Raw genomic sequence first — 20722 nt, forward strand, 5'->3', positions numbered from 1 at the left:
TTCTTGTCCGGTGCGTAATATCCTGCCAGACTGATCCTCCACGCATAAGGAGCCACCATGTTTTTAATCAATGGCCTCGAGCAAGATTCGCTGCCTGCGGGCGACAGGGCGACTCAGTTTGGTGATGGCTGCTTTACCACGGCGCGCATTCTGGACGGCCGCGTATGCCTGCTCGACGCTCATATACGTCGCCTGCAGCTTGCCTGTGAAACCCTGCTGATCCCCTTTACGCATTGGGACACGCTGCGGCGTGAAATGCGCCAGCTTGCGTCCGGGAACCGCCGCGGCGTGCTCAAAACGATCGTCAGCCGCGGCAGCGGTGGTCGCGGCTACAGCGGCGCCAGCTGCGAACACCCTACGCGAATACTGACGGTATCCGCGTATCCAGACCACTACGCGCGCTGGCGCGAAGAGGGCGTAACGCTGACGCTCAGCCCGGTGCGGCTGGGGCGCAATCCGATGCTTGCCGGAATTAAACATCTTAACCGGCTCGAACAGGTGCTAATTCGTACTCATCTTGAACGGACGGACGCCGATGAGGCGCTGGTTCTTGACAGCGAAGGGTTCATTACGGAATGCTGTGCGGCTAATTTACTCTGGCGGAAGGGGCGTGATGTGTTCACGCCTTCGCTGAAACAGGCCGGGGTGAACGGCATTATGCGCCAGTTTTGTTTGCAGCAGCTGGCACGCTCAGACTTTCGCGTTGTCGAAGTTAGCGCAGGGGAAGAGGCGTTGCGGACGGCCGATGAGGTTGTGGTATGTAACGCGCTGATGCCCGTTGTTCCCGTTCGCGCATACGGCCAGCAGCGCTGGTCCTCGCGCGAGCTGTTTCAGTTTTTAGCCCCGATATGTGAGCAAATCCGATAGTCATGAAGAAAATGTTGCGCTTTGTCCTCCTCCTTATTGTCGCGCTGGGTATTGCTGGCGGAGCGGGAGTCTGGAAGGTTCGTCAGATGGCGAACAGTAAGATCCTGATCAAAGAAGAGACCCTGTTTACGCTGAAAGCAGGCACCGGGCGCATGGCGCTGGGCGAGCAACTGTATCGCGACAAAATTATTAACCGCCCGCGCGTCCTCCAGTGGCTGCTGCGCGTTGAGCCCGAGCTGTCCCACTTTAAGGCGGGCACCTATCGTTTTACGCCGGGCATGACCGTCAGAGAGATGCTGCAGCTGCTGGAGAGCGGTAAAGAGGCGCAGTTCCCGCTGCGCTTTGTGGAAGGCATGCGCTTAAGCGACTACCTGAAACAGCTGCGCGAGGCGCCTTACATCAAACATACCCTGAAGGATGACAGCTATCGGACGGTGGCTGAGGTGCTGAAATTTGAACATCCTGAGTGGGTGGAAGGCTGGTTCTGGCCGGATACCTGGATGTATACCGCGGGTACGACCGACGCGGCAATTCTGAAGCGCGCGCACAACAAGATGGTGGCGGCAATCACCTCTGCGTGGGAAGGGCGTGCCGAGGGGCTGCCGTATAAAGATCAAAACCAGTTCGTCACGATGGCATCGATAATTGAAAAAGAGACCGCCGTCGCGTCGGAGCGGGACCAGGTCGCCTCGGTGTTTATCAACCGGCTACGCATTGGTATGCGGCTGCAAACCGACCCAACCGTAATTTACGGAATGGGGGATCGCTATACCGGAAAAATATCCAGAAAAGATCTGGAGACGCCAACCGCATATAATACCTACGTCATCGCTGGCTTACCGCCAGGCCCGATTGCGACGCCGAGCGAAGCGTCACTGCGCGCCGCCGCGCATCCGGCCAAAACGCCGTATCTCTATTTTGTCGCCGACGGCAAGGGTGGGCACACGTTTAATACCAATCTTGCGGGCCACAATCGCTCTGTTCAGGACTATCTGAAGGCACTTAAGGAAAAAAATGCGCAGTAAATACATTGTCATTGAGGGACTCGAAGGGGCGGGTAAAACCACTGCCCGCAATGTGGTTGTCGACACGCTCAGCGCGCTTGGCGTCGCAGATATGACGTTTACCCGCGAGCCGGGCGGCACGCAGCTGGCTGAAAAGCTGCGCAGCCTGGTGCTGGATATTAAATCCGTCGGCGACGAGGTGATTGATGACAAAGCGGAAGTGCTGATGTTTTATGCCGCGCGCGTGCAGCTGGTTGAAACGGTGATTAAGCCCGCGCTGGCGGAAGGCAAATGGGTGATTGGCGACCGTCACGATCTGTCGACCCAGGCTTATCAGGGAGGCGGGCGCGGCATCGACCAGACCTTGCTGGCAACGCTGCGCGATGCGGTTTTAGGGGATTTCCGTCCCGACCTGACGCTCTATCTGGACGTTACGCCGGAAGTGGGCCTCAAGCGCGCGCGCGCGCGCGGCGAGCTGGACCGAATTGAACAGGAGTCGTACGACTTCTTTAACCGCACCCGCGCGCGCTATCTTGAGCTCGCTGAACGGGACGCCTCCATTCGCACCATTGATGCGACCCAGCCGCTGGACGCGGTCACTCTCGCCATTCAGAAAACGGTTCGCCAGTGGTTCGAGGAGCAACGGGCATGAAATGGTATCCCTGGCTGCGCCCGCACTTTGAACAGCTGATCAACAGCTACCAGGCTGGACGGGGGCATCATGCGTTACTGATTCAGGCCCTGCCGGGGATGGGCGACGATGCGCTGATTTACGCCATCACCCGTTTTTTGATGTGTCAGCAGCCGGAAGGGCACAAAAGCTGCGGCAAATGCCGCGGCTGCCAGCTCATGCAGGCGGGAACTCATCCCGATTACTATACGCTTGAGCCTGAGAAGGGGAAAAACACGCTCGGCATCGATGCGGTGCGCGAGGTAAGCGAAAAGCTCTATGAGCACGCGCGCCTCGGCGGGGCAAAAGTTGTTTGGCTGAAAGACGCCGCGCAGCTTACCGAAGCGGCGGCGAATGCGCTGCTTAAAACCCTGGAAGAGCCGCCGGAAAAAACGTGGTTCTTCCTGTCTTGCCGCGAACCCGGTCGTTTACTGGCCACTTTACGCAGCCGCTGTCGCCTCCACCACCTTGCAGCGCCGCAGGAAGCATGGGCGTTAGGCTGGCTGCAGAGAGAGGTGACAGTGTCACAGGATGCGGCGCTTTCCGCGCTGCGCCTGTGCAGCGGTGCGCCCGCCGCGGCGCTCGCCATCCTCCAGCCCGAGCGCTGGTCTCAGCGCGAAGCCCTGTGCCAGGCGGTACAGTCGGCGATTGAAACTCGCGACTGGCTGAGCCTGCTGTCGGCGCTCAACGGCGAACAGGCTGCGGAGCATCTGCACTGGCTGGCTTCCCTGATGCTGGATGCGCTGAAAATCCAGCAGGGCGCCACGCTATTGACCAATATCGACGTTTGGCCGCTGCTGAGCACCCTGGCGAACCACCTGCCGGGCGCCACGCTGCGCGCTATCCTTCATGAGGTGTGCCAAAGCCGCGAGCAGCTTTTAACCGTAACGGGCCTTAATCGCGAGCTTTTATTAACCGACCGGTTACTGCAAATCGAACATTACCTGCAACCAGGCGTTATTCCGCCTGCATTCCATCTTTGAGAGAGACATTATGTTTTTAGTCGACTCACACTGCCATCTCGATGGCCTGGATTATCAATCCCTGCATAAGGACGTGGACGACGTGCTGGCGAAAGCTGCCGCCCGCGACGTGAAGTTTTGCCTGGCCGTAGCCACGACGCTGCCGGGCTATCGCACCATGCGCGAGCTGGTGGGCGTTCGCGATAACGTGGTCTTCTCCTGCGGCGTGCATCCGCTCAATCAGGACGAAACGTATGACGTGGACGAGCTGCGCCGCCTGGCGGCAGAGGAGGGCGTCGTGGCGATGGGGGAGACCGGCCTGGACTATTTTTACACGCCGGAAACTAAACCCCTTCAGCAGGCGTCTTTCCGTAACCATATCCGCATTGGCCGCGAGCTGAATAAGCCGGTTATCGTTCACACCCGCGATGCGCGCGCCGATACGCTGGCAATCCTTGAGGAAGAAAAGGTGACGGATTGCGGTGGCGTACTACACTGTTTCACAGAAGACAGAGAAACGGCGGGTAAGCTGCTTGATTTGGGGTTTTATATCTCTTTTTCGGGGATTGTGACGTTCCGGAATGCTGAACAGCTGCGTGATGCCGCACGCTATGTACCGCTCGATCGTATCCTGGTGGAGACGGATTCTCCTTATCTGGCACCTGTGCCGCATCGCGGTAAAGAGAATCAGCCGGCCATGACGAGAGACGTGGCAGAGTACATGGCCGTTCTGAAGGGCGTAAGCGTGGAAGAACTGGCGCGCACCACAACCGAAAACTTCGCAAATCTGTTCCATATCGACCCCGCCCGCCTGCAATCTGTCTGATAGAACTGTTTTTTTTAGGCTCGTAATTAATCCGCAAAGCGAGTAAAGTTCACCGCCTCATTTGGGGCGGTGAGGGTGTTTTTAGACACATCCCGACATGCTTTTTGTAAATAACTGAAAGTTTTTCGACCATCTCAAACTGAAACGTGATAGCCGTCAAACAAACATGGCGTGAATTATTTTACTCTGTGTAATAAATAAAGGGCGCTTAGATGTCCTGTCCACGGCGCGGTACTCCCCCCGGGCCAATGCGTGAAAGCGTAAAAAAAGCACAAATACTCAGGAGCACTCTCAATTATGTTTAAGAATGCATTTGCTAACCTGCAAAAGGTCGGTAAATCGCTGATGCTGCCAGTATCCGTACTGCCTATCGCAGGTATCCTGCTGGGTGTCGGTTCTGCTAACTTCAGCTGGCTGCCAGCCGTAGTTTCCCACGTGATGGCCGAAGCAGGCGGTTCTGTTTTTGCTAACATGCCGCTGATCTTCGCTATCGGTGTTGCTCTGGGCTTCACCAATAACGACGGTGTATCTGCTCTGGCCGCCGTTGTGGCTTACGGCATCATGGTGAAAACCATGGCTGTGGTTGCGCCGCTGGTTCTGCATTTACCGGCTGAAGAGATCGCAGCGAAACACCTGGCAGATACCGGTGTTCTCGGCGGTATCATCTCCGGTGCGATTGCCGCCTATATGTTTAACCGCTTCTATCGCATCAAGCTGCCTGAGTATCTGGGCTTCTTCGCGGGCAAGCGTTTCGTACCGATCATCTCTGGTTTGGCGGCTATCTTCACTGGCGTGATCCTGTCCTTTATCTGGCCACCAATCGGTACTGCTATCCAGACCTTCTCTCAGTGGGCTGCTTACCAGAACCCGGTTGTCGCGTTCGGTATCTACGGCTTCATCGAGCGCTGCCTGGTGCCGTTCGGCCTGCACCATATCTGGAACGTTCCATTCCAGATGCAGATTGGTGAGTACACCAACGCAGCAGGTCAGGTGTTCCACGGTGATATCCCACGCTACATGGCAGGCGACCCAACTGCGGGCAAACTGTCCGGTGGCTTCCTGTTCAAAATGTACGGCCTGCCAGCCGCTGCGATTGCAATCTGGCACTCTGCTAAACCAGAGAACCGTGCAAAAGTGGGCGGTATCATGATCTCCGCAGCGCTGACCTCGTTCCTGACCGGTATCACCGAGCCGATCGAGTTCTCCTTCATGTTCGTTGCGCCGATCCTGTACGTTATCCATGCCATTCTGGCTGGTCTGGCATTCCCAATCTGTATTCTGCTGGGTATGCGTGACGGTACGTCCTTCTCCCACGGCCTGATCGACTTTATCGTTCTGTCCGGTAACAGCAGCAAGCTGTGGCTGTTCCCAATCGTGGGTATTTGCTACGCGATCGTCTACTACACCATCTTCCGCGTGCTGATCAAAGCGCTGGATCTGAAAACTCCGGGTCGTGAAGATGCGTCAGAAGACGCCAAAGCGACCGCGACCAGCGAAATGGCTCCGGCTCTGGTTGCCGCGTTTGGCGGTAAAGAAAACATCACCAACCTGGATGCATGTATCACACGTCTGCGTGTGAGCGTTGCAGACGTAGCGAAAGTCGATCAGCCTGGTCTGAAGAAACTCGGTGCGGCAGGCGTGGTTGTTGCTGGTTCAGGCGTTCAGGCTATCTTCGGGACTAAGTCCGATAACCTGAAAACCGAAATGGATGAGTACATCCGCAACAGCTAAGTTGTGATGTGGGGAGACTAAGGCAGCCGAATGGCTGCCTTTTTTACGCCTGGTGTTTAGAGGACATAAAAAAGGGAGCCTAATGGCTCCCTTTTTCGCACACAGAATCTTAGAAACTGTAGCTTCCGCTTACCGAGAAGTTACGCGGTGCGCCGTAGACGCCGTACGTGCCCAGGTAATCGTAGTACTCTTTGTCGAAGACGTTATTCAGGTTGCCCTGTACCGCAAAGTTTTTGGTGACCTGATAGCGGGTAAACAGATCGATGACGGTATAACCGTTTTGCGTGATGTGGCTAATGCCGTCAGGGCCCGGCGTTTCAAAATCATACCAGGTTTTATTCTGCCAGCGCGCGCCGCCGCCAACCGTGACCTCAGGCAGCATCGGCAGCTGGTAGCGGGTAAACAGCTTCAGCGTTGTGCGAGGCTGCTGCGGGTTCACCGCGTTGCCGTCCTCATCTTCCGCAACGTAGCGGCTGCCGCCGAAGGTCAGCTGCCAGTTGTCGGTCAACGCGCCGTTCAGCTCAAACTCCACGCCTTTGCTCACGGTTCCGTCTATTGACTTATAGGCGCTTTGGCCGCCGGAGCCAGGAATCGTCATACCGGTGTTCACCGCGACGTTATCCTGCTCAATGCGGAAGACCGACAGGCTGGCGGTCAGGCGGGTGTTAAACCAGTCGCCCTTCACGCCGGCCTCGTAGCTTTTCCCGGTCGTTGGATCGATAAACTTGCTGTTGATATCGCGCTGGCCGGAAGGCTGGAAAATCGAGGTATAGCTCGCGTATACCGACCACGTATCGTCGATATCGTAAATCAGCCCGGCGTAAGGCGTAACGTCATCAAACTTCGCGTTGCGGATTTCGTCGGGCTTACGCTCCAGATTGTATTTGGCGCTCCACTCGGTGTAGCGCGCGCCCAGAATCAGGTGAAGCGGGTCGGCCAGGGAGAGGCGCGTGGCGGCGTAGACTGACTTCTGACGAATCACGTCGCGCTGGTAAAGTGCAAAATCAGACCACGTTGGATCGGCCAGTTTTCCGGTGTAATCATAAATACTGCCTACGTCCATCAGGCCGTAATTATCGTTGACCGGGTAGGAATTATCATAGTTGTTGCGCTGACGGCTGTAGCTGCCGCCCAGCATCAGCTCGTGCTGACGGCCCAGAAGATCGTAGCCACCGCGAACAAACGCATCTACGGAGTCCTGCTTGCGCTGGCCTCTGTTCCAGCCGCCCCACGCGCCCTGGAAGCTGGCGGCATCGTACAGGCCGGTCGTCTTGTCCGGATAGCCGTCGATGTACATCAGCTTGCTGTCGAAGTTGGTTTCCGCATGCATGGCGTTCACCTTTGCTTCCCAGCCGTTGTCGAACCGCTGGGTCAGATTCGCAAAGACTTTGGTGGAATCCTGATTCGAATAGGTCCAGTCGGCGGCGGTATTAAACCCGCGGCGGAAGTGCGTTTTGCTGCCGTCGCTGAACAGGGAAGGGAAGCCGCCCCAGGTCGGGCTGTCTTCCTCGCTCTCCTGATAATCGTAACCGAGGGAGAGCGTGGTTGAGTCGGTCAAATCCGCATCAACCACGCCGTAGACGAACTTTTTACGGTAGTGGTTTCGCTCAACCCAGGAATCTCTGTCCTCATAGCCCGTAATCACGCGTCCGCGCACCTTGCCGGACTCGGTAAGCGGAGCCTGAAGATCGAGCACGTAGCGCTGCTTGTCCCAGCTGCCGTAGGTGGCAGAAACCGAGCCCTTAAATGCTTTACTGTCCGCATGCTTGCGCACCATGTTGACGTAAGCGGAAGGATTCCCCGTCCCGCTCATCAACCCTGCCGCGCCGCGGACCACCTCTATCTTGTCGAAGATCGCCGTATCGCCTGCGGTATCACCGAAATTCCAGCGGTTGTCGAGGAAGGTCGGCATGTCTTCGTAGGCGAAGTTGCTGATAAAGAAACCGCGCGCGTAGAAATTCGTGCGGCTGGTATCGATGCGGGAAGCGCTCACCCCGGTGGTGTTATCCAGCACCTGGCCGATGGTATTCAGCGCCTGGTCCTGCATACGCTGCTGGCTGATGACGCTAACGGACTGCGGAATATCGCGCGGTACGAGCAGCAGCTTGGTCCCGGTGGTGGTGGTTTTTACGCTATAGTCCCGATCTTGATCGGCAGGCGGTTCCTGTGCGTTGTCAAAACCACCGTCAACGACGAGGGTATCTTCCGTCTCTGCGGCGGCGAAACTTACGGTTGGCGTCAATGCCATAGCAATGCAGGCGGCCAGCAACGAAGGCGTTGCGGCAGGCTGGCGTTGCCCATCCCTGGTAAGATTAATGAAAGACATCATCAAACCCTTAATGAATGGAGAGCGTGGTGTGCGTCAGTCCCGAGGAGACGGGCTGCCGTCGTTTTCTATGTTGAAAATGCGCATGAAAATGCAAATGCGAAATATACGCATTGAGATTGGCGCTGTAAACAGATGTTTCGGATGTAACTGAAATAATGTTTCAGCGGGTTTAGCCGCCCGGCAGGTCACTATCCAGCCAGCGGGAAGGAGATAAGGAAAGAAATCACGGGATAAGGTTGAAAGGACAGGAGAAAGTCGCTCATACTCTTCTATCGCGCCGCGCGATCGCAGTGACAATCTGTATCGCGAGGAACGCGCTACGCCAGCTTAAACAAAAAAGGAAAAGGTCATGGCTGAAGAAACGATTTTTAGTAAAATTATTCGCCGCGAAATCCCGTCTGATATCGTCTATCAGGATGAGCTGGTCACGGCTTTCCGGGATATTTCTCCTCAGGCGCCGACGCACATCCTCATCATTCCTAATATTCTGATTCCTACCGTAAATGACGTAAAAACCGAGCATGAAGTCGCTTTAGGCCGTATGCTGACGGTAGCAGCGAAAATTGCAGAGCAGGAAGGGATTGCTGAAGACGGCTATCGTCTGATCATGAACTGCAATCGCCACGGTGGTCAGGAAGTTTATCATATTCACATGCATCTGCTTGGCGGCCGCCCGCTGGGACCGATGCTGGCGCATAAAGGTCTTTGACATGTTGAAAGGGTGTAGTGCTGCGCTGATATTGACGCTCGTTCTCGCGGGATGCAGTTCGCGTCCGGCGATACCGGTCAGCGACGAACAGACGCTGGTGATGGAGTCCTCCGTGCTAGCCGCTGGCATTACGGCAGGAGAACCTTCGCTCACCTTAAGTGAAATCCAGTCTTCTGCTTCCTCTACGCTCTTTAATGAAAGACACGAGCCGGTAACGGTCCATTACCGTTTCTACTGGTATGACGTTAGAGGTCTTGAAATGCACCCGCTGGAAGCGCCGCGAAGCATCACTATTCCGGCAAGATCGTCGGTGACGCTTTACGGCAGCGCCAGCTATCTGGGTGCGCATAAGGTGAGACTTTATCTTTATCTCTAAGGGGTGAACCTTGATTAAAAATGTGAGCCGCTATGCGCTCGTGACGGCATTTGCTCTTTTTCTGGCCGGGTGTGTGACCCGAACCGAGCAGCCTGCACCTGTTGAAGAAGCGAAGCCAGGCACTGAACAACCGACGCAGCCGACTGAACCGGTTCCGACGGTGCCTTCCGTGCCGACGATCCCGGCGCAGCCGGGTCCGATTGAGCACCCGGACGCACAGCCGACGCCGCGCGTTCGCCACTACGACTGGAATGGCGCCATGCAGCCGATGGTCGGCAAAATGCTTCAGGCCGAAGGCGTTACGCCAGGAGGCGTGCTGCTGGTCGATAGCGTCAATAACCGTACCAACGGTTCACTGAACGCGGGCGAAGCGACCGAAACGCTGCGCAACGCGCTGGCCAATAACGGCAAGTTTACGCTGGTCTCTTCCCAGCAGCTGGCCGTTGCGAAGCAGCAGCTTGGCCTGTCGCCGCAGGACAGCCTCGGCTCGCGCAGCAAAGCAATCGGCATTGCCCGCAACGTTGGCGCGCAGTACGTGCTCTATTCAAATGCTACCGGCAACGTCAACACGCCAGCGCTGCAAATGCAGCTGATGCTGGTGCAGACGGGCGAGATTATCTGGTCAGGTAAAGGTGCGGTTTCGCAACAATAACCCTACGCGCGCAGAGATCCTGATGCGCTACTTTCCCGAGCATCGCCTCATCGCGCCGCAGGCCCATTCCGGGCTTGGCGGCGCGAGCTGCATTATTGAGCTGGGAAATCGTCGGCTGGTGCTGCGCCAGCATCACGATGACTCCGCCCCGGCGTCCCATTTTCGCCGTCAGCTGCGCACCCTGCAGCGTCTCCCCGCAGACATTGTTCCCAAGCCGCATTTTTACGCTGAAGGCTGGATGGCGGTGGACTATCTTGCGGGCGAGATCAAAAGCGCGCTACCAACCCCCCCGCGGCTTGCCTCCTTGCTGTATCATCTGCACCGTCAGAAACGGCTGGGCTGGCGCATCGCGCTGCTGCCGCTGCTCGAACAATACTGGCAGCAATCATCGCCCGAAAGGCGCACGCCGTTCTGGCTTGCTCAGCTCCGACGATTGCGAAAAGCCGGTGAGCCGCGCCCGCTGCGTCTTGCGCCGCTGCACATGGACGTTCACGCGGGGAATATTGTGCATACCTGTGCAGGTGAGCGGCTCATCGACTGGGAATACGCCGGAGACGGTGACGTGGCTCTGGAACTCGCCGCGGTATGGACGACAGATGACGCCGAGCGGCGGGCGCTGATCGCCGCCTATGGGCAAACGGCACGGCTAAACGAACGCCTGCTGGTGCGCCAGGTCAAACGCTGGCAACCGTGGGTCCTGATGCTGATGGCGGGCTGGTTTGAGCTTCGCTATCACAAAACAAACGATAAACACTTTATTGCGCTGGCCGATGACGTCTGGCGTCAGTTACAAACGAAAGGATAAGAGAGGTGCGTGTGGGTCCGGTCATGTTGAATGTCGAAGGGTTTGAGCTGGATGCGGAAGAGCGCGAAATACTGGCGCACCCGCTGGTGGGCGGGCTGATTCTGTTTACCCGCAACTATCACGACCCTGAGCAGCTGCGCGAGCTGGTGCGCCAGATCCGTGCCGCGTCGCGTCATCGTCTGGTGGTCGCGGTCGATCAGGAGGGCGGGCGCGTGCAGCGTTTTCGCGAAGGTTTCACGCATTTGCCTGCGGCGCAGTCTTTTGCCGCGCTACTGGGTACGGAAGAGGGCGGCAGGCTGGCGCAGGAGGCTGGCTGGCTGATGGCAAGCGAAATGATCGCCATGGACATCGACATTAGCTTCGCGCCGGTGCTGGACGTCGGGCATATCAGCGGCGCCATTGGCGAGCGCTCGTATCATGAAGACCCGCGTATTGCGCTGGAAATGGCGACCCGTTTCATCGACGGTATGCACGATGCGGGCATGAAAACCACCGGCAAGCATTTCCCGGGGCACGGCGCCGTCACGGCGGATTCTCACAAAGAAACCCCGTGCGATCCGCGCCCTGAAGCGGAAATACGCGCGCATGATATGTCCGTCTTCCGTTCGCTGATTACCGACAACAAGCTGGACGCCATCATGCCCGCGCACGTTATCTATAGCGACGTTGACCCGCGCCCGGCCAGCGGCTCTCCGCACTGGCTGAAAACCGTGCTGCGTCAGGAGCTGGGTTTTAAAGGCGTCATTTTCTCCGATGACCTGTCGATGGAAGGCGCGGCGATTATGGGGAGCTACGCGGAGCGCGGGCAGGCGTCGCTGGATGCAGGTTGCGATATGATCCTGGTCTGCAATAATCGTAAAGGTGCCGTTAGCGTGCTGGATAACCTGTCGCCGATCAATGCTGAACGTGTTACACAATTGTATCATAAAGGTTCATTTAGCCGTCAGGAGCTGATGGACTCAGCGCGCTGGAAGACGGTGAATGCACAACTTGAGGCGCTGAACGAGCGCTGGCAGGCCCATAAAGCCGGCCTGTAACCCTCCCCGAAGGCCTAGCGTGGTGAGAAGAGAATGATCATCTATTTACACGGTTTTGACTCAAACAGCCCAGGTAATCACGAAAAGGTGCTGCAGCTGCAGTTTATCGACCCGGACGTTCGCCTGATAAGCTACAGCACGCGCCATCCGAAGCATGACATGCAGCATTTGCTTAAGGAAGTTGACAAGATGCTGCAGCTTAACGTCGACGATCGCCCGCTGATTTGCGGCGTCGGTCTGGGCGGATATTGGGCCGAGCGCATCGGTTTTTTATGCGATATCCGCCAGGTCATCTTCAATCCTAACCTGTTCCCGCATGAGAACATGGAAGGCAAGATTGACCGCCCGGAAGAGTATGCGGATATCGCCACCAAGTGCGTGAGCAATTTTCGCGAGAAGAACCGCGATCGTTGTCTGGTGGTGCTCTCGCGCAGCGATGAGGCGCTGGACAGCCAGCGTTCGGCGGAGCTGCTGCATCATTTCTACGAGATCGTCTGGGATGAAGAGCAGACCCACAAGTTCAAGAATATCTCCCCGCATCTGCAGCGCATAAAAGCCTTCAAAACGCTGGGGTGACAGGCCCTGCATCTCCTCAAGCCCGGCCGCGAAAGCGTGCCGGGCTATCTTTTATCTCAGACTTGTCTACTTTTAAGCCATCAAAACTTGATGCACATCAATTTTGGTATGACCAATGCGCCTGACGTGTTATTCTCAAATCACCTGAATGGTTTCAGTGCTGTAACCTGTTGTTAATTAAGGGTTATTTTTATAACTTTTAATTAACAATTGGTTAATATCTTGAGGGGGTCACGTTGACTACGCCATTGAAAAAAATAGTGATTGTAGGCGGTGGTGCTGGCGGGCTGGAGCTGGCTACTCAGCTTGGCAAAAAGCTGGGGCGCGGTAAAAAAGCGAAAATTACGCTGGTCGACCGTAACCACAGCCACCTGTGGAAACCGTTGCTACACGAAGTGGCAACCGGTTCGCTGGATGAGGGCGTTGACGCGCTGAGCTATCTGGCGCATGCGCGCAATCATCACTTCCAGTTCCAGCTGGGTTCCGTGATGGATATCAACCGCGAAAATAAAACCATTACCCTCGCGGAGCTGCGTGACGAAAAGGGCGAGCTGCTGGTGCCCGAGCGCAAGCTGGCGTACGACACGCTGGTGATGGCGCTGGGCAGTACCTCAAACGACTTCAATACGCCGGGCGTGAAAGATCACTGCATCTTCCTCGATAACCCGCACCAGGCGCGCCGTTTCCATCAGGAAATGCTTAACCTGTTCCTGAAATACACTAATAACATGGGTGCCAACGGCAAGGTCAACATCGCGATTGTCGGCGGCGGTGCTACGGGCGTTGAGCTGTCTGCTGAGCTGCACAACGCGGTTAAACAGCTGCACAGCTACGGCTACAAAGGCCTAACCAACGACGCGCTGAACGTGACCCTCGTCGAGGCGGGTGAACGTATCCTGCCTGCGCTGCCGCCGCGTATTTCCGGTGCGGCACACAGCGAGCTGACCAAGCTGGGCGTGCGCGTGCTGACCCAAACCATGGTGACCAGCGCCGATGAAGGCGGTCTGCACACTAAAGAGGGCGAGTATATCCAGGCCGACCTGATGGTGTGGGCGGCAGGCATCAAGGCGCCTGACTTTATGAAGGATATCGGCGGGCTTGAGACCAACCGCATCAACCAGCTCGTCACCGAGCCAACGCTGCAAACCACGCGCGATCCGGATATCTACGCCATTGGCGACTGCGCATCCTGCGCGCGCCCGGAAGGCGGGTTCGTGCCGCCGCGTGCCCAGGCGGCGCACCAGATGGCAAGCCTGGTGCTTCACAACATCCTGGCGCAAATGAAGGGCAAGCCGATGAAGTCGTATGTTTATAAAGACCACGGCTCGCTGGTTTCTCTCTCTAACTTCTCCACCGTGGGAAGCCTGATGGGTAACCTGATGCGCGGTTCGATGATGGTGGAAGGACGCATCGCGCGCTTCGTCTATATCTCCCTGTACCGTATGCACCAAATTGCGCTGCACGGCTACTTTAAAACCGGCCTGATGATGCTGGTGGGCAGAATCAACCGCGTGATCCGTCCTCGCCTCAAGCTCCACTGATCGCTCTCTCCCTCCGGTCAACCCGGAGGGAGTTTTAGCCGATCGTGCTGCATATCCCCCATTACGTGCTTAAGAGTTCTCTTAAACGCGCTATATCCCTGGTTTTTTGATCCTTTATCTTATTGGCGACGCCTCTTCTAAAGAGCAGAATTGTTACCAATAGAAACAAAGGAGGACTTCCCGTGAATAAATCAATGTTGGCGGGTATAGGGATTGGCGTCGCGGCCGCGTTAGGTGTGGCAGCCGTTGCCAGTCTCAACGTTTTTGAGCGTGGCCCGCAGTATGCGCAGGTGGTTTCCGCCACCCCGATTAAAGAAACCGTTAAGACGCCTCGCCAGGAGTGCCGCAACGTTGCCGTTACGCACCGTCGCCCGGTTCAGGATGAAAACCGCATTGCCGGTTCCGTTCTGGGGGCCGTAGCGGGCGGGGTGATTGGGCATCAGTTCGGCGGCGGTCGCGGTAAAGACGTGGCGACGGTGGTCGGTGCGCTGGGCGGCGGCTATGCCGGTAACCAGGTGCAGGGCGCAATGCAGGATAATGACACCTACACCACGACCCAGCAGCGCTGCAAAACCGTTTACGACAGGTCGGAAAAAATGCTGGGCTACGATGTGACCTACAAAATCGGCGATCAGCAGGGTAAGATCCGCATGGATAAAGACCCAGGCGCGCAAATCCCGCTTGATGGCAACGGTCAGCTGGTGCTGAACAACAAAGCCTAAAAATGTGGTTATCTGAATTTAGCTCCTCACGCGCTCAGGCTGAGGAGCTTTTTTTTGACTCAAGAAACGGGATCAGGCTTTGAGCAGCTCAGGCCACAGGCGCATCGTGGTCGTGGTGATGCTCTGAAGTTTTTCCAGGCTTGCCCCTTCGCGCGCGCTAATAGACATTCCCTGCAAAATGCAGTTCAGGTACTGCGCCAGCATCTGCGGCTGGCAGTGCGACGGGATCTCTCCCCGCTGCTGGCGCTGCGTCAGGAAGGTGCTCAGCGTCTCTTCCTGCATGGCGTGCCGGGATTTCACGGTATTCGCGATCTCTTTCGACGAGGCGGCTAGCGTAGCGGAGGTGTTGATCATAAAGCAGCCCGCGGGCGTATCCTTGCTGGTAAAACAGGTGGCGACGGCGGTGAAATAGTCCTGCAGCGCCGCCTCTACCGTTTTCTCCTCGCAGAAAAGCTGCGCTTCATGCTTCGCCGCAAAGCGCGAGATGTATCTGTCCAGTACCGCCCTGAACAGCCCCTCTTTATTCGTAAATTCCGCATACAGCGTCGGCGCTTTGGCTCCGGTGGCTTCCACCAGATCGGAAAGCGAGGTTGCTTCATACCCATGCTGCCAGAAAAGCGTCATGGCCTTATCGAGCGCCGCATCCCTGTCGAACACTTTCGGTCGGCCACGGCTTTTTTTTGCGCAACTCGTAACGTCGGTTGTCATAGGCCGTAGGTCCTCAATTGATTTGTTGAACAACCATTATAAAAAGTATATCCGGCTACGACCAGTGCAGATTTATTAAAAATATATTTGTCCTATGAATATGAATTTTAAGGGGTTTAAATTTAGTTTAACGGTCATTACAAAAATGAGTTGACGTGTGACCTGGATCACATCTATCATTTACCTATCGATCGTTAAGTAATTAGCTTGCGACATCAAATTCATCTGCATAAAGGTCAAAAATCATGAAAAACGTAAAAACCCTCATCGCCGCTGCCGTCCTTAGCTCACTCTCTTTCTCCAGCTTCGCGGCTGTTGAAGTGCAATCTTCTCCGGCTGACCAGCAAAAAGTGGGCACCATCTCCGCAACAGCCGGGACTAACCTGGGCTCGCTGGAAGATCAGCTGGCGCAAAAGGCTGACGCTATGGGCGCAAAATCTTTCCGCATTACCTCTGTGACCGGTCCTAACACCCTCCACGGGACTGCCGTCATCTACAAATAAGCCTGGCTAAACCCTCATTTATGCCACTGCTATAAAAAAACGCCCTGCATTTGCAGGGCGTTTTTCGTTGCGTCTTACATCGCCTGTTCGTTTGTTAGGTGATGCCGCGTCACGTCAACCGGCATCCCGGAGCGCGCCTCCATTACGCGCTGCATCACATCGCTATTCGTTTTCGCATTCGTTTTAAAGGTCACCATCGCGGCGTTAAGGTTAATCGGCAGCGTCTGCGGATCGTCATTAATATTCTTCGATAAAGGCTGGTGTACCTCGACCAGCCTCACGCCGCCCGGCTCCTCTGAAACCTTAATCGGCGTATTGATGATGTTGACCTTCGTGCCCGGCGTAATCACCTCGTAGAGCGTTTTAATATCGTCATCGCGCAGCCGAATACAGCCGGAGCTGACGCGCATGCCGATGCCAAAGTCCGCGTTGGTTCCGTGCAGCAGATATACGCCGCCGTAGGCCGCCAGGCGGATCGCATGGTGGCCCATCGGGTTGTCAGGACCGGCAGGCACCACGGCAGGCAGATCTATTCCCTGAGCCTTATAGCGCGCGCGGATATTGGCGGTTGGCGTCCACGTCGGGTTTGCCCGCTTGTCCGATACCGTCGTTACCATTGTTGGCGTCAGCGTATCGCCGCCAAGCTGACCGATCCCGATAGGGTAGACGGTGACCTCATTCTTGCCCGGCGGATAGTAGTAGAGGCGCAGCTCCGCAAGGTTAATCACCAGCCCCTCGCGCGGCGCATCCGGCAAGATGGTCTGAAGCGGAATGGTCAGCACGCTTCCCGCGCGCGGAACGTAAGGGTCCACGCCCGGGTTGGCCTGCAGCAGGGCGAGAAAGCCGACGTTGTACTTTTTGGCGATCGCCTCAAGGGAGCCACCGTTATTTTCCACCACGTGAAAGCGGTTTTGCCCGACGACGCTGCTGCCAGCGGGCGGGAGTGGCCAGGTATTTGCGCGTGCCGGAAGCGCAACGGCAACCGCGGCGGCTAGCGCAAATAAGGTGACCCAGCGGGTAAAACGCGTAGAGGTTATCATCACCATAATCCATATATATAGTAAGGTTATTGTTATATAACGAGTTAATGATAATTATGGCGAATGAGTGTGTCGGGAAATCCAGGAGGATTGCAAAGAGTTGTAAAGAGTTCCCCCGCCAGCCTGCGCTCGCGGGGGGAGGGGAGGTTAAGCGATCGCGTTCTCTTCCAGCTGGCGCATAAAGTCGCGCACCCAGTCCATGCGGGTTTTACGTTCAGCCAGCTCCTGCGTAAACTTCAGGCGCGTCGGGCCATCAAGGCGGAAGTGCTGCGGCTGCTTTTGCAGAAGGCCGATAAGCCACGCCGGGTTGACGTGGTTTTTCTCGGCGAACTCAATTACGCCGCCTTTTTCGTTGCCTTCCAGCTTGCGGATGCCCAGCTTCTGCGCCTGCTGGCGAAGTCGGGCGATATCCAGCAGGTTGCGCGCCGGATCGGGCAGCAGGCCAAAGCGGTCGATCAGCTCCACCTTGATCTCCTCCAGCTCGCCTTCGCTTTTCGCGCTGGCGATCCGCTTATAGAAGGAGAGGCGCGTATTCACGTCTGGAATAAAATCATCCGGCAGCAGGGAAGGCATGCGCAGCTCGACTTCGGTCTGCTGGCTGGTGAGATCCTCCAGCGACGGCTCGCGGCCTTCCTTCAGCGCGTCAACCGCGTTCTCCAGCAGCTCCATATACAGCGAGAAGCCGATGGTTTCCATTGAACCGCTCTGGTCTTCACCCAGCAGCTCGCCGGCACCGCGGATCTCCAGGTCGTGAGTCGCCAGCGCAAAGCCTGCGCCCAGGTCTTCCAGCGAGGCGATGGCTTCCAGACGCTTTTGCGCGTCGGTGGTCATCGCTTTCGGATGCGGCGTGAGCAGCCAGGCGTAGGCCTGATGGTGCGAACGCCCGACGCGTCCGCGCAGCTGGTGAAGCTGCGCGAGGCCGAAGTGGTCCGCGCGCTCGATGATGATGGTGTTGGCGGTGGGGATGTCGATCCCGGTCTCAATGATGGTCGTACACACCAGCACGTTAAAGCGCTGGTGGTGGAAGTCGTTCATCACCCGCTCAAGCTCGCGCTCGCGCATCTGCCCGTGGCCGATAGCCACGCGCGCTTCCGGCACCAGCTCGGCCAGCCTGTCCGCCGCTTTCTGGATATTTTCCACGTCGTTGTAGAGGTAGTAGACCTGGCCGCCGCGCAGGACCTCGCGGAGGATCGCCTCGCGAACCACCAGATTATCGTACTCCCGCACGAAGGTTTTCACCGCCAGACGGCGCGCGGGCGGGGTGGCGATAATCGACAGATCGCGCATGCCGCTCATCGCCATATTCAGCGTGCGCGGGATCGGCGTGGCGGTCAGGGTCAGAATGTCGACGTCGGCGCGCATCGCCTTAATGCGCTCCTTGTGGCGAACCCCGAAGCGATGTTCTTCATCGACGATGAGCAGGCCTAAATCCTTCCACTTCACGTCGCTTTGCAGCAGCTTGTGGGTGCCGATCAGAATGTCGATCTTGCCTTCGCTCGCCAGCTCCAGAATTTGCGTTTGCTCTTTGGCGCTGCGAAAACGCGACAGCATCTCAATGCGCACCGGCCAGTTGGCGAAGCGGTCGCGGAAGTTGTCAAAGTGCTGCTGGGCAAGCAGGGTGGTCGGCACCAGCACCGCCACCTGCTTGTTGTTCTCGACCGCAAGGAAGGCGGCGCGCATCGCCACTTCGGTTTTGCCGAAGCCCACGTCGCCGCAGACCAGCCTGTCCATCGCCAGCGGCTGGCACATGTCGCTCAGCACGGCGTTGATCGCTTGGGCCTGATCCGGCGTGGTTTCGAACGGGAAGCTGTCGCAGAACAGCTGATACTGTTCCTTATCATGCTTAAAGGCGAAGCCCTCTTTGGCCGCGCGCTGGGCGTAAATGTCCAGCAGCTCGGCGGCCACGTCGCGGACCTTTTCCGCCGCCTTCTGACGCGCGCGCGCCCAGGCGTCTCCGCCCAGCTTGTGCAGCGGGGCATTGTCCTCCGCGCCGCCCGCATAGCGGCTAATCAGGTGCAGGGACGACACCGGCACGTACAGCTTTGCGTCGTTGGCATAGGTCAGCATCAGGTATTCGCCCTTAATGCCGCCGGCCTCCAGCGTCGTCATTCCCTGATAGCGCCCCACGCCGTGTTCGAGGTGAACAATCGGCTGGCCGGGGTGCAGCTCCGCCAGGTTGCGGATCAGCGTATCCGGGTTGATGGTGCGGCGGCTGTCCTGACGACGGCGCGCCACGCGCTCCCCGAGGAGGTCGCTTTCGCAAATCAGCGCCAGGTTGTTCAGGGTATCGATAAAGCCATGCTCGGCGGCGCCGATCATCAGGAAGCGCCCGTTTCCGCTGGCTTCGCTCAGGCGATGGATGCGTTTGGGTAAAACTTTAATCCGACCCAGCAGCTCGCCAAGGGCCTCGCGGCGGCCTTCGCTCTCAACCGAGAACACCACCGGCCCGGTGAAGGACTCGAGAAATTTGCGCAGGTTATCCAGCGGTGATTTCTGCTGTGCCTGCACGGAGAGATCCGGCAGCGTCTGGAAGCCCAGATTGGTGTTCGCCGCTTTGTCCGCCAGAACGTCGGTTTTGAGCTGCATGCGCGGCCAGCGCTTGAGCTCGGAATTAAGTTCGTCGGTGCGCAGCCAGAGCGCTTCCGGCGGCAGAAGCGGGCGCATCGGGTCGACGCCGCGGTTTTCAAAGCGCGCGCGCGTCTCGCTCTCAAAGCGGCTGGCGCTGGCGTCAATGTCGCCGGTATTCACAATCAGCGTGTTCGCCGGGAAGTAGCTGAACAGCGGCGGCAGCGGCTCATTGAAGAACAGGGGTTGCCAGTATTCGATTCCGGCAGGCAGCGTGCCTTTGCTCACCTGCTGGTAGATATGCTCAGCGTCGCGCTTGACGTCGAACCTGTCGCGCCACTGGCTGCGGAACAGCTCGATGGCGGTTTTGTCGGTTGGAAACTCGTGTGCGGGCAGCAGGTTGATGGAGTCGACCTCATCGAGCGTGCGCTGGGTATCGGCGTCGAAGACGCGCAGGCTGTCGATTTCGTCATCGAAGAAGTCCAGGCGGTAAGGCTGGTCGCTGCCCATTGGGTAGAGATCCAGCAGCGCGCCGCGCGTGGCGTATTCGCCGTGCTCCATCACCTGATCGACGTGGCGATATCCGGCGCTGTCGAGCTGCGCGCGCAGGGCGTCGCGGGACAGGCGCTGGCCCTTTTTCATTACCAGCGCATGGCCGTGCAGATAGCTGTGCGGACAAACCCGCTGCATCAGCGTGTTGACCGGCACAATCAATACGCCGCGCTGCATCGTCGGCAGCTGGTACAGGGTCGACAGGCGTGAGGAGATGATTTCCTGATGCGGCGAGAAGCTGTCGTACGGCAGCGTTTCCCAGTCGGCGAGGCTGAACACCAGGCTGTCGGTGAACTGGCGGATTTCGTCATGCAGGCGCAGGGCGTTTTGCATATCCGGGGCAACCAGAACGACCGGGCCGGGGTGTCGTTCCGCAATTTCAGCCACCAGCGTGGCGCAGGCGGCACCCGTAAGTTCACCGAGCTGGCGCTGATCGCCCGCTTTGACGGGCAAGGAATAACGATAGTGTTCAGGCATGTCTTTATCAGAGTCTCTTATGGATATACCTACAGTATTGGGGCATATCACTGATACGCAATGTCTTTAT

19 protein-coding genes are annotated in these 20722 nt (G+C 57.4%); 15 read left to right on the forward strand and 4 right to left on the reverse strand.

Annotation, left to right across the window (positions count from 1 at the left end):
* The first annotated feature begins 57 nt into the window (after positions 1 to 57).
* The 6 genes from pabC (at position 58) to ptsG (ending at position 6060) form a co-directional block, all read left to right on the forward strand.
* Positions 58 to 867 carry an aminodeoxychorismate lyase gene (pabC, locus tag DBY73_RS00920; protein ID WP_112009355.1) on the forward strand — a complete coding sequence of 270 codons (810 nt, stop codon included), beginning with the start codon at positions 58 to 60 and terminating at the stop codon, positions 865 to 867.
* A gap of 2 nt (positions 868 to 869) precedes the next feature.
* Positions 870 to 1892, forward strand: coding sequence for a cell division protein YceG (gene yceG / locus DBY73_RS00925; protein ID WP_112009356.1), 1023 nt, complete (start codon positions 870 to 872; stop codon positions 1890 to 1892).
* Positions 1882 to 2523 (forward strand): dTMP kinase, encoded by a 642-nt coding sequence (gene tmk / locus DBY73_RS00930; RefSeq protein WP_112009357.1) that lies wholly within the window; start codon positions 1882 to 1884, stop codon positions 2521 to 2523. The genes yceG and tmk overlap by 11 nt, the downstream gene beginning before the upstream one ends.
* Positions 2520 to 3524 carry a DNA polymerase III subunit delta' gene (holB, locus tag DBY73_RS00935; protein ID WP_112009358.1) on the forward strand — a complete coding sequence of 335 codons (1005 nt, stop codon included), beginning with the start codon at positions 2520 to 2522 and terminating at the stop codon, positions 3522 to 3524. The genes tmk and holB overlap by 4 nt, the downstream gene beginning before the upstream one ends.
* Positions 3525 to 3534: 10 nt before the next feature.
* Positions 3535 to 4329, forward strand: coding sequence for a metal-dependent hydrolase (locus DBY73_RS00940; RefSeq protein WP_112009359.1), 795 nt, complete (start codon positions 3535 to 3537; stop codon positions 4327 to 4329).
* 297 nt (positions 4330 to 4626) lie between these two features.
* Positions 4627 to 6060, forward strand: coding sequence for a PTS glucose transporter subunit IIBC (ptsG, locus tag DBY73_RS00945; protein ID WP_112009360.1), 1434 nt, complete (start codon positions 4627 to 4629; stop codon positions 6058 to 6060).
* A 109-nt stretch (positions 6061 to 6169) separates the two neighbouring features.
* Here the strand turns inward: ptsG and fhuE are convergent, their stop codons facing one another.
* Complete coding sequence (gene fhuE / locus DBY73_RS00950) at positions 6170 to 8386, reverse strand: ferric-rhodotorulic acid/ferric-coprogen receptor FhuE (protein WP_112009361.1); 2217 nt, start codon at positions 8384 to 8386, stop codon at positions 6170 to 6172.
* Positions 8387 to 8738: 352 nt separating this feature from the next.
* Between fhuE and hinT the strand changes: the two genes are divergently transcribed.
* From hinT to DBY73_RS00990, 8 genes are all read left to right on the forward strand, one after another.
* Complete coding sequence (gene hinT / locus DBY73_RS00955) at positions 8739 to 9098, forward strand: purine nucleoside phosphoramidase (RefSeq protein ID WP_006809243.1); 360 nt, start codon at positions 8739 to 8741, stop codon at positions 9096 to 9098.
* Between the two features lies 1 nt (position 9099).
* Positions 9100 to 9474, forward strand: coding sequence for a YcfL family protein (locus DBY73_RS00960; protein ID WP_112009362.1), 375 nt, complete (start codon positions 9100 to 9102; stop codon positions 9472 to 9474).
* Between the two features lie 10 nt (positions 9475 to 9484).
* Positions 9485 to 10126, forward strand: a complete 642-nt coding sequence (gene lpoB, locus DBY73_RS00965) for a penicillin-binding protein activator LpoB (protein ID WP_112009363.1) — start codon at positions 9485 to 9487, stop codon at positions 10124 to 10126.
* Positions 10107 to 10931, forward strand: a complete 825-nt coding sequence (thiK, locus tag DBY73_RS00970; protein ID WP_112009364.1) for a thiamine kinase — start codon at positions 10107 to 10109, stop codon at positions 10929 to 10931. The genes lpoB and thiK overlap by 20 nt, the downstream gene beginning before the upstream one ends.
* Positions 10932 to 10942: 11 nt before the next feature.
* On the forward strand, positions 10943 to 11968 hold the full coding sequence (gene nagZ / locus DBY73_RS00975) for a beta-N-acetylhexosaminidase (RefSeq protein WP_112009605.1): 1026 nt from the start codon (positions 10943 to 10945) through the stop codon (positions 11966 to 11968).
* Positions 11969 to 12001: 33 nt separating this feature from the next.
* On the forward strand, positions 12002 to 12544 hold the full coding sequence (ycfP, locus tag DBY73_RS00980) for an alpha/beta hydrolase YcfP (protein WP_112009365.1): 543 nt from the start codon (positions 12002 to 12004) through the stop codon (positions 12542 to 12544).
* Positions 12545 to 12780: 236 nt separating this feature from the next.
* Complete coding sequence (locus DBY73_RS00985; RefSeq protein ID WP_112009366.1) at positions 12781 to 14085, forward strand: NAD(P)/FAD-dependent oxidoreductase; 1305 nt, start codon at positions 12781 to 12783, stop codon at positions 14083 to 14085.
* Between the two features lie 182 nt (positions 14086 to 14267).
* A complete protein-coding gene (locus DBY73_RS00990) occupies positions 14268 to 14807 on the forward strand; it encodes a glycine zipper 2TM domain-containing protein (protein ID WP_112009367.1) in 540 nt (179 codons plus the stop codon).
* 72 nt (positions 14808 to 14879) lie between these two features.
* On the opposite strand, the gene comR is transcribed toward DBY73_RS00990, so the two are convergent.
* Positions 14880 to 15515, reverse strand: coding sequence for a TetR family copper-responsive transcriptional repressor ComR (gene comR, locus DBY73_RS00995; RefSeq protein ID WP_112009368.1), 636 nt, complete (start codon positions 15513 to 15515; stop codon positions 14880 to 14882).
* A gap of 245 nt (positions 15516 to 15760) precedes the next feature.
* On the opposite strand from comR, the gene bhsA reads away from it, so the two are divergent.
* Entirely contained in the window at positions 15761 to 16018 is a 258-nt protein-coding gene (gene bhsA, locus DBY73_RS01000) for a multiple stress resistance protein BhsA (protein WP_112009369.1), read from the forward strand.
* Positions 16019 to 16092: 74 nt separating this feature from the next.
* Here the strand turns inward: bhsA and DBY73_RS01005 are convergent, their stop codons facing one another.
* Both DBY73_RS01005 and mfd read right to left on the reverse strand, forming a co-directional pair.
* Positions 16093 to 17058, reverse strand: coding sequence for a L,D-transpeptidase family protein (locus DBY73_RS01005; RefSeq protein WP_112009370.1), 966 nt, complete (start codon positions 17056 to 17058; stop codon positions 16093 to 16095).
* A gap of 147 nt (positions 17059 to 17205) precedes the next feature.
* Positions 17206 to 20652, reverse strand: a complete 3447-nt coding sequence (mfd, locus tag DBY73_RS01010) for a transcription-repair coupling factor (RefSeq protein ID WP_112009371.1) — start codon at positions 20650 to 20652, stop codon at positions 17206 to 17208.
* Positions 20653 to 20722: the final 70 nt, after the last annotated feature.

Origin of the sequence: Enterobacter sp. RIT418, assembly GCF_003057745.1 — a bacterium.
GTDB lineage: Bacteria > Pseudomonadota > Gammaproteobacteria > Enterobacterales > Enterobacteriaceae > Enterobacter.

Excerpts from the sequence above, each read along its gene's own strand:
- comR (WP_112009368.1), bottom strand. The coding sequence starts at position 15,515 with ATGACAACCGACGTTACGAGTTGCGCAAAAAAAAGCCGTGGCCGACCG.
- ycfP (WP_112009365.1), top strand. The coding sequence starts at position 12,002 with ATGATCATCTATTTACACGGTTTTGACTCAAACAGCCCAGGTAATCAC.
- tmk (WP_112009357.1), top strand. The coding sequence starts at position 1,882 with ATGCGCAGTAAATACATTGTCATTGAGGGACTCGAAGGGGCGGGTAAA.
- yceG (WP_112009356.1), top strand. The coding sequence starts at position 870 with ATGAAGAAAATGTTGCGCTTTGTCCTCCTCCTTATTGTCGCGCTGGGT.
- DBY73_RS01005 (WP_112009370.1), bottom strand. The coding sequence starts at position 17,058 with ATGATAACCTCTACGCGTTTTACCCGCTGGGTCACCTTATTTGCGCTA.
- bhsA (WP_112009369.1), top strand. The coding sequence starts at position 15,761 with ATGAAAAACGTAAAAACCCTCATCGCCGCTGCCGTCCTTAGCTCACTC.
- mfd (WP_112009371.1), bottom strand. The coding sequence starts at position 20,652 with ATGCCTGAACACTATCGTTATTCCTTGCCCGTCAAAGCGGGCGATCAG.
- DBY73_RS00960 (WP_112009362.1), top strand. The coding sequence starts at position 9,100 with ATGTTGAAAGGGTGTAGTGCTGCGCTGATATTGACGCTCGTTCTCGCG.
- DBY73_RS00940 (WP_112009359.1), top strand. The coding sequence starts at position 3,535 with ATGTTTTTAGTCGACTCACACTGCCATCTCGATGGCCTGGATTATCAA.
- ptsG (WP_112009360.1), top strand. The coding sequence starts at position 4,627 with ATGTTTAAGAATGCATTTGCTAACCTGCAAAAGGTCGGTAAATCGCTG.
- hinT (WP_006809243.1), top strand. The coding sequence starts at position 8,739 with ATGGCTGAAGAAACGATTTTTAGTAAAATTATTCGCCGCGAAATCCCG.
- pabC (WP_112009355.1), top strand. The coding sequence starts at position 58 with ATGTTTTTAATCAATGGCCTCGAGCAAGATTCGCTGCCTGCGGGCGAC.
- fhuE (WP_112009361.1), bottom strand. The coding sequence starts at position 8,386 with ATGTCTTTCATTAATCTTACCAGGGATGGGCAACGCCAGCCTGCCGCA.
- holB (WP_112009358.1), top strand. The coding sequence starts at position 2,520 with ATGAAATGGTATCCCTGGCTGCGCCCGCACTTTGAACAGCTGATCAAC.